The organism is Protofrankia sp. Cj3 (assembly GCF_917627355.1).
Classification (GTDB): domain Bacteria; phylum Actinomycetota; class Actinomycetes; order Frankiales; family Frankiaceae; genus Protofrankia.
Genome location: NZ_CAKJTR010000203.1, coordinates 1 through 8,178, shown reverse-complemented (window position 1 = coordinate 8,178; position 8,178 = coordinate 1). Strand labels below are relative to the sequence as shown.

Here is an 8,178-nt window from a genome sequence, read left to right as displayed (position 1 = left end):
TGGCGGAGCCACTATCCGGGGGAGGCCGCATGAACCAGGTCCACGATGTGGGCGAGCACGCCAGGATCGGTCTCGGGCAGCACTCCGTGCCCAAGGTTGAACACGTGGCCGCCGGCCTTGCCACCACGGACGCACACGTCGTGGACCTTGTCCGCCAGGACGTCCGCCGGCGCGAAGACGGCGGCCGGGTCGAGGTTGCCCTGGACCGCACGCATCGGGCCGATCCGCCGGGCGGCCTCGTCCAGCGGGACCCGCCAGTCCACCCCGACGACATCCGCGCCGGCCTCCGCCATGGCGCCGAGCAGTTCGCCGGTGTTCACCCCGAAGTGGATGCGCGGGACGCCGGCATCGGCGAATGCGCCAAGCACGCGCTCGCTGTGCGGAAGCACATAACGGCGGTAGTCGACCTCGTCCAGTACACCGGCCCACGAGTCGAACAGCTGGATGGCGCTGACGCCCGCCTCAACCTGGACCCGCAGGTAGCCGATGGCGATGTCGGCGAGCCGTCCCAGCAGCTCGTGCCACAGCCGTGGCTCGGTGTACATGAGCTGCTTGGTGCGGGCATACGTCCGGCTGGGACCGCCCTCGACCAGGTAACTGGCAAGGGTGAACGGCGCGCCGGAGAAACCGATCAGCGGGATCGGCCCGAGCTCGCCGACGAGCGTGCGGACGGCGTCGGCCACATACGGCACGTCATCGCCGGTGACTGGCCGCAGCCTGCTCAGCGCCGCTCGGTCACGGATCGGATCCGCGACGACCGGGCCGACACCGGCGACGATGTCGATGTTCATACCAATCGCGACAAGCGGCAGGACGATGTCGGAGAACAGGATCGCGGCGTCGGTGCGGAAACGCCGCACCGGTTGCAGAGTGATCTCGGTCACCATGGCTGGATCGCGACAGGAGTCGAGCATGGCGATGTTGGCCCGCAGCCGGCGATACTCCGGCAGCGCGCGGCCGGCCTGCCGCATGAACCACACTGGCGTGCGCTCGGTGGGCTCGCCTCGACACGCCCGCAAGAACAGCGCATCGCGCGGTTCGGGCTCTCCAACAGACGCGCCCGAGGTTTCACCCCCGGGCACCGCTACGCAATACATGGACTCGATGGTTGCATGCCGGACGCGCCCGCTGCGCAGACGGCGACCTCAATCGCCGCGACATCGGTCACGCCCCACCAGGGGGGACGAAGTTCTCACGAAGAGTAATGGAAAATGAAGCCCGCGACAACGGCCGTGGCAGGCCTCCCGGTCGCGACTATCTTCGACGTGACGTAGAAAGATGTGGCAGACCGTGAACCGACCTGACGTAGCGGACATCCGCCCGCGGCCGCTCCCCAGCGGATCCGTACCGGGGGGGGTTACGCCGCGATGGGCACCAACAGGCACCGTGGAGGCCAGGACATGCCAACTGCCGATAGCCCCCGCGGCGAAGAGGGCGACGCGCGGATGCTCGCACCCGCGCGGGTTCTCTCGGTCGCCGAGGCGACGTCCTTCCTCCTCCTGCTGGTCGCGACCGCGCTCAAGTACGGCACCGGCCACCCCGGCGGGGTCCGGGTACTCGGCCCGATCCACGGCGGGCTCTTCCTCGCCTACTGCGCGATAATGATCGCCGTCGCCCGCGACCACCGCTGGCCGGTGTCGAAGACGCTGTTGGCGCTCGGCGCCGCCGTCCTGCCCATCGCTCCCTATGCGGTGGAACGCCGCTGGCTGCGCCCGCCCGTCGCCGGCCGCGTACGGACGCCCGCGGACAGCTCGGCCGCGCCCGCACCGACCGCGCCCGGAAGCACCCCCGCGGCCTAAGAGCGCCCACAATCCACCATTTTCACTAAAAGTATCCACCTGAACACACTTGAACATACACGACACGCCGAGCCCGAATACGTGGCTCTGCGGCTGGTCCGTGCCACCGTCAGGGACGGTCCGAATGGGACGAGAGGGTCCGTGATGTCCACGCGCGCCCTCCTGACGGGACGTGCCCTAGGAGTGGTGTTCGGGTGGAACAGGCCCATGCGGGCGCTGACGGGCTGACCCAGCGGGTGTGCCCCGAGTGCGGCGACACGCGCGGTTTCGAGCAGCCACCATGCGTGGACGGACACGGAATGGACTGTCCTGAACGCGCATGCGTCGACTGCGGAACAGCGCTGTTCGTCGACCCGCGACAGATCGTCGCCAGGCCGGAGCGGACATCCGCGCGAGTGCCGCGCCGGTTCGCTGGCCAGCCGATCCGGCACCGGTCGCGCCATGTCGCCTGACCGGCCGGCCGGCTCTGGCGGGTCCGGGCCGGTCACCCGGTCGCCCGACCGCTGTCGCGCGCGTACGGTCAGGACGTCCTAACGTGACGTCCATGGGCGCATCGCTGTCTCCGGAGGGCGCGCCGCCGGTCTTCGTGGCCGCCACGTCCGCGCTACGGGACGCGTTGGGGCGGGCTCCGGCAGAGATCACCCTGCATGAGATCCAGGCGCCCGCCAGACTCGCGCCGTATGCGTTCGCCATCGCTGGTGGTCTGTCCCGTGACGACGACGAAGCGGCCTCCGGACGATTGATCCTCCTTCTCGATCCGGCTGGGCACAGCGCCTGGGAGGGCACCGCGAGGTTCGTCTGCTATGCCCGAGCGGCCGTCGACACAGAGATCGCGATAGACCCGTGCCTGCCCGAAGTCGCCTGGTCGTGGCTGTGCGAGGCGCTGGAGGCGAATCATGCCGCATACCGTGCGCTGGGCGGCACCGTGACCATCACGAACTCGCGGCGGTTCGGTGTTCTCGCGGCGGACGGTCACAGCTCGGACGTGGAACTGCGCTGCTCATGGTCACCGGACTGGGCCGAGACGACCGGTGCCGCTGGCCGCCGTGGCTGGCGGCCAGCGGAGGCCGTGGCCCAGCTGCACGCCTTCGCGGACCTGCTCACCGCCATGGCCGGCCTGCCACCGCGGCTCTGCGGAGTCGTGCCCCTGCCATCCCGCCGCGGCTGAGCAGTCCCCGCGAACCCAGCCGAATTTATGATCATGACAGTTATCTTCGTCACTCTTCCCAAGGCACAGTCGAGAACTCTCCGTACTTAAATGGATACTAGCAGTACAATTAATCGCTCAACTCGAGGCCGATCACGAACCCACACCGATTTAGTCGGGCCGCGTCCGCCCGAGCGCCCTGCTCATCGCCTGCTTCGGACGTACGATCGCCGATCGTGACGTCGACGGTTCCGGATTCATCGCACCAGCAAAACCAAGATCCCGGTGGCGGCGCGGAGCACACTCGGCCGCTCTTGGAGCCGTCCGAAGGCATCCCCCCCGTCATCGTCGATGAGGCGTCGCTACATGCGGCCGCGGCACGGCTGGCCGCCGGGAACGGCCCGGTGGCCTTCGACGCCGAGCGGGCATCGGGGTATCGCTACAGCCAGCGGGCCTATCTGGTCCAGATCCGCCGCCGTGGATCCGGCACCCACCTCATCGACCCAGTCGCGCTGCCCGACCTCGTCCGCATCCAGCAGGCCGTCGGTGACGCCGAGTGGGTGCTGCACGCCGCCAGCCAGGACCTGCCCTGCCTGGCCGAGCTCGGTCTGCGTCCGGGCGCGCTGTTCGACACCGAGCTTGCCGGCCGGCTGCTCGGTTACGAGCGGGTGGGACTAGGGATCATGGTCGAAAAAGTGCTGGGTTTTTCCCTCGAGAAGGGACACTCAGCGGCCGACTGGTCGACCCGGCCGTTACCAGAACCGTGGCTGCGCTATGCCGCGCTCGACGTCGAACTTCTCATCGAGCTGCGCGACGCGCTGCACGGCGAGCTTGCGGCCCAGGACAAACTGCGGTTCGCCCGCGAGGAGTTCGCCGCGATCGCCGCGGCTCCCCCCCGTGAGCCACGACCGGAGCTGTGGCGGCGCACCAGCGGGATCCACCGGGTTCGCAACCGTCGCCAGCTCGCCGCGGTCCGTTCGATGTGGACGACCCGGGACCGGATCGCCCGCGAACGGGACATCGCTCCCGGCCGGGTGCTGCCAGACAGCGCGATCATTGACGCGGTCCTCAACAACCCCGCCGACGTCGAGGCCCTGACCCGGCTACCGATCTTCTCCGGCCCACGGCTGCGCCGCAACGCGCGGACCTGGCTCACCGCGCTGCGGGAAGCCGCCAGCCTGCCCGAGGACACGCTGCCGCCGGCGGTCGCGCCCGGGGGTGACGGGCTACCGCCGCCGAACCGCTGGGCCGATCGTGATCCGGTGGCGGCAGCCCGGCTCGTCCGGGTACGCGCCCAGCTGGGCGCCATCGCCGCCGAGCGGAGCATGCCGGTGGAGAACCTGTTGGAGCCGGCCCTCGCCCGCCGGCTCGCCTGGTCGCCACCGGCGGCGCCAGCATCGGTCGAGATCGTCGCGGAGCTGCTGCGCAAGGGCGGCGCCCGGCCATGGCAGGTGGAGCTCACCGCCAGCCCGATCGCGAGCTGCCTGTCGGCACCGCCAGCACCGCCAGAGCGGCTTGACGAGCCTGCGCCGCGGCGGGATCCGGCCGCGTCGGCCGACGGCGGCACCGGATAGGGCAGCAGTAGCACCGGATGGGGCAGTAGCACCGGATGGGGCAGTAGCACCGGATGGGACGCGGCAGGCCCAAGGCCCCGCTTCGCGGTCAGCTCGGCGGAGCGGGGTATGGGGTTACCCATGAGTAACAGAGTGCCGTAGGCTTCGGTGTGCCGGCAACCACGTCGGCACCGGCTTTGTCCGGGTCTCGCGCAGAGCCGAAGACGGTGCGATCGCTTTTCACGATCATTTTTTGCCACCGCCGGAGGCCGAAGTCGCCGCAATGCTGTCAGGAGGCACAGGTGTTCCTAGCTGCCCGGGACTCCGTCCGCGACGTCGTGTTCGTCGACGGTGTCCGCACCCCCTTCGGCAAGGCAAAGGGGGTCTATGCTGAAACACGCTCGGATGATCTCATCGTCAAGGTCATCCGTGAGCTGCTGCGACGCAATCCGTCGCTGCCGGCCGAACGGATCGACGAAGTGGCGATCGCGGCCACCACGCAGATCGGTGACCAGGGCCTGACCATCGGCCGGACCGCGGGCATCCTGTCCGGTCTGCCGCGGTCCGTGCCCGGTTACGCCATCGACCGCATGTGTGCCGGGGCGGTCACGGCGGTCACGACCACCGCGTCGGCCATCGCCATCGGCGCCTACGACGTCGCGATCGCGGGCGGGGTCGAGCACATGGGCCGCCACCCGATGGGCGAAGCTGTCGACCCCAACCCCCGTTTCGTCTCCGAACAACTGGTCGACCTATCCGCGCTGGTCATGGGGCAGACCGCGGAGAACGTCCACGACCGCTACCCGAAGATCACAAAAGCACGGGTGGACGCCTACGCGCTCGCGTCCCAGCAGAAGGTGGCCAAGGCATACGCGAACGGCTGGATCCAGCCTGATCTGGTCCCGGTCGCGGGCCGGCACGCCGAAAGCGGCTGGGAGCTGGTGACAGCGGACGAACCACCCCGCCCGGACACCACGGTGGCGGGGCTCGCCGGTCTGAAGACCCCGTTCCGCCCCCACGGCCGGGTGACCGCGGGGAACTCGGCCGGCATCAACGACGGCGCGACCGGATGCGTGCTCGCCGCCGCGGACGTCGCCGAGGAGCTCGGCCTCACGGCGAAGATGTCGCTGGTCGGTTTCGGCTTCGCCGGAGTCGAGCCCCACGTGATGGGGATCGGGCCGATCCCGTCCACCCAGAAGGCCCTGGCCCGCACCGGCCTGTCCATCGACGACATCGGCCTGTTCGAGCTGAACGAGGCCTTCGCTGTCCAGGTGCTGGCCTTCCTCGACCACTTCGGCATCTCCGATGACGACCCGCGGGTGAATCCCTACGGCGGCGCGATCGCCCTGGGGCATCCGCTGGCGGCCAGCGGCGTGCGGCTGATGACCCAGCTCGCCCGCCAGTTCGCCGAGCACCCAGAGGTCCGTTACGGGCTCACCGCCATGTGCGTGGGCCTCGGCATGGGCGCGACGACCATCTGGGCGAACCCGCACTTCGGCACCGCCGCGAACACCTCGCAAGCGGCTGACCGGACAGGAGAGGCAGCATGACCTCGACCGACACGCCGGCCCTGGAGTATCCGGGCGAAGTGGTGACGCAGGCTCACGTCCGCTATGTGACGCTGCCTGACGTGGCCGGGCCGATCGCGCTCATCACCCTGGACAACGGCCTGGACCACACCCGGCCGTCGACCTTCGGCCCCGCCGGGCTACGCAACCTGCTCGCCGCCATGGACGAGATCGAGACGCACGCCCCGGCTGTGGCGGCCATCGCCGTCACCGGTAAGCCGTTCGTCTTCAGCGTCGGCGCCGACCTGTCCTTCCGGACCTCCTTCACCGATCCGCAGGCTGTCCGGCCCGCCATCCACGCGTTCAGCGAACTCGGGCACGCGGCGATGCGCCGGATCGGTGCGGGCCGTTTGCACGGCCGCAAAGTGCCCACCTTCGCGCTGGTCAACGGTGCGGCGCTGGGCGGCGGCCTGGAACTGGCACTGCACTGCGACTATCGGGCCGTGTCCGCGGCGGTCCGGACGCTCGCCCTGCCCGAGGTCTTCCTCGGGCTGGTACCGGGGTGGGGCGGAACCCAGTTGCTACCGAATCTGGTCGGCGCGGACACCGCGGTCACCATCGCCGTCGCGAACCCGCTGAGCCAGAACAGGATGCTCAACGCCGGTCAGGCGGCCGAGCTCGGCCTCGCGGACGTCCTGCTGGAACCGGCGGACTTTCTGGAGGAGGCACTGCGCTGGGCCGGCCGGGTCATCCGCGGTGAGATCGACCCGGCGGCCGCGCGGACGCCGGTGCGGCGCGGCCAGGCCTGGGCGGACGCGGTCACCCGCGGCCGTGCCCTGGCTGACGCCAAGCTGCACGGCGCGGCACCCGCGGCATACCGTGCGCTGCAACTGATCGAGCTCGCCGAGACCGCCGACCTCGACGCTGGTCTCGCGGCCGAGGCTGACGCGCTCGCCGACGTCGCGGTCACCGAGGAGCTGGTCGCCAGCCTCTACGCCTTCGACCTGGTGCAGAAGCGGGCGAAGCGCCCGGTCGGCGGTCCGGACAAGGCGCTGGCACGCCCGGTCACCAAGGTTGGTGTGGTTGGCGCCGGCCTGATGGCGAGCCAGCTCGCGGCGTTGTTCGCCCAGCGTCTGGAGGTCCCGGTCGTCCTGACCGACATCGACCAGACCCGCCTCGACGCCGGTGTGGCCGCCGTCCACGCCGAGATGGACAACCTGCTGGCCAAGAAGAAGCTCTCCCCGGACAGGGCGTCCCGGCTGAAGGCAAGCGTGACCGGCTCGCTGACCAAGGATGTGTTCGCCGATGCCGACCTCGTCATCGAGGCCGTGTTCGAAGATCTCGCGGTCAAGCGGAAGGTGCTGGCCGAGCTGGAGGCGGTTGTCAGCCCGACGGCCCTGCTGCTGACCAACACCTCGGCGCTGTCGATCAGCGCGATGGCCTCGGAGCTGACGCATCCGGAGCGGGTAGCCGGGCTGCACTTCTTCAACCCGGTGGCCGTGCTGCCGTTGGTCGAGGTGGTACGAGGCAAGCAGACCGATGACGCGGCGATCGCGACCACCCTCGCGGTCGTGAAGAAACTCAAGAAGAACGCGGTACTCACCACCGACACTCCGGCGTTCGCCCTCAACCGCCTGCTCGTCCGGTTCATGGACGAAGTGCTCGGCGCGATCGAGAACGGTACCCCCCCGGCCGAGGCCGACCAGGCACCGGAACCCCTCGGCCTGCCGATGTCCCCGCTGGCGTTGCTTGAGCTGGTCGGCCCGCCGATAGTCCTCCACGTCGCCGAGACCCTCCACGCCGCCTATCCCGACCGCTTCGGCAAGCCCGAGGGCCTTGCCCGGCTGGTCGCCGCCGGCCGGGCCAACGTCCACGCGGGGACGGGAGACTCACGGAAGATCGACCAACAGGCGGCTGAGCTCCTGCGGGTCCAGACCGGCGGTGACACCCCGGTACTGACCGGTGAGCAGGTGCGGGAGGCGGCGCTGGCCGCACTCGCCGAGGAGATCCGCATCCTGCTCGACGACGGCGTCGTCGCCGAAGCCGCCGATGTGGACCTGTCCCTGATCCTCGGCGCCGGGTGGCCGTTCCACCTCGGTGGCATCACGCCCTACCTGGATCGCACCGGTATCAGCGAGAAGGTCACCGGCCGTCGTTTCAGCCCACCGGGC

Annotated in this window: 6 protein-coding genes; 5 read left to right on the top strand and 1 reads right to left on the bottom strand. The window is 69.9% G+C overall.

Annotated features, from left to right (window positions below):
• Positions 1 to 11: 11 nt before the first annotated feature.
• Positions 12 to 1,097 carry a uroporphyrinogen decarboxylase gene (gene hemE, locus MJ783_RS20040; protein ID WP_239312626.1) on the bottom strand — a complete coding sequence of 362 codons (1,086 nt, stop codon included), beginning with the start codon at positions 1,095 to 1,097 and terminating at the stop codon, positions 12 to 14.
• 303 nt (positions 1,098 to 1,400) lie between these two features.
• On the opposite strand from hemE, the gene MJ783_RS20035 reads away from it, so the two are divergent.
• From MJ783_RS20035 to MJ783_RS20015, 5 genes are all read left to right on the top strand, one after another.
• The gene (locus MJ783_RS20035) at positions 1,401 to 1,799 is read left to right on the top strand and encodes a DUF3817 domain-containing protein (protein ID WP_239312624.1); all 399 of its coding nucleotides are present in this window, start codon (positions 1,401 to 1,403) and stop codon (positions 1,797 to 1,799) included.
• Positions 1,800 to 2,343: 544 nt separating this feature from the next.
• The gene (locus MJ783_RS20030; protein ID WP_239312628.1) at positions 2,344 to 2,967 is read left to right on the top strand and encodes a DUF3000 domain-containing protein; all 624 of its coding nucleotides are present in this window, start codon (positions 2,344 to 2,346) and stop codon (positions 2,965 to 2,967) included.
• A gap of 215 nt (positions 2,968 to 3,182) precedes the next feature.
• Positions 3,183 to 4,520 (top strand): HRDC domain-containing protein, encoded by a 1,338-nt coding sequence (locus MJ783_RS20025; protein ID WP_239312622.1) that lies wholly within the window; start codon positions 3,183 to 3,185, stop codon positions 4,518 to 4,520.
• Between the two features lie 281 nt (positions 4,521 to 4,801).
• On the top strand, positions 4,802 to 6,049 hold the full coding sequence (locus MJ783_RS20020; protein ID WP_239312620.1) for a thiolase family protein: 1,248 nt from the start codon (positions 4,802 to 4,804) through the stop codon (positions 6,047 to 6,049).
• A partial coding sequence (locus MJ783_RS20015) for a 3-hydroxyacyl-CoA dehydrogenase NAD-binding domain-containing protein (protein ID WP_239312618.1) occupies positions 6,046 to 8,178 on the top strand: 2,133 nt, incomplete at its 3' end. The genes MJ783_RS20020 and MJ783_RS20015, both read left to right, overlap by 4 nt.

Bases quoted from the DNA above. Each gene is read 5' to 3' on its own strand.
- MJ783_RS20035 (WP_239312624.1), top strand. From the start codon at position 1,401: ATGCCAACTGCCGATAGCCCCCGCGGCGAAGAGGGCGACGCGCGGATG.
- hemE (WP_239312626.1), bottom strand. From the start codon at position 1,097: ATGTATTGCGTAGCGGTGCCCGGGGGTGAAACCTCGGGCGCGTCTGTT.
- MJ783_RS20030 (WP_239312628.1), top strand. From the start codon at position 2,344: ATGGGCGCATCGCTGTCTCCGGAGGGCGCGCCGCCGGTCTTCGTGGCC.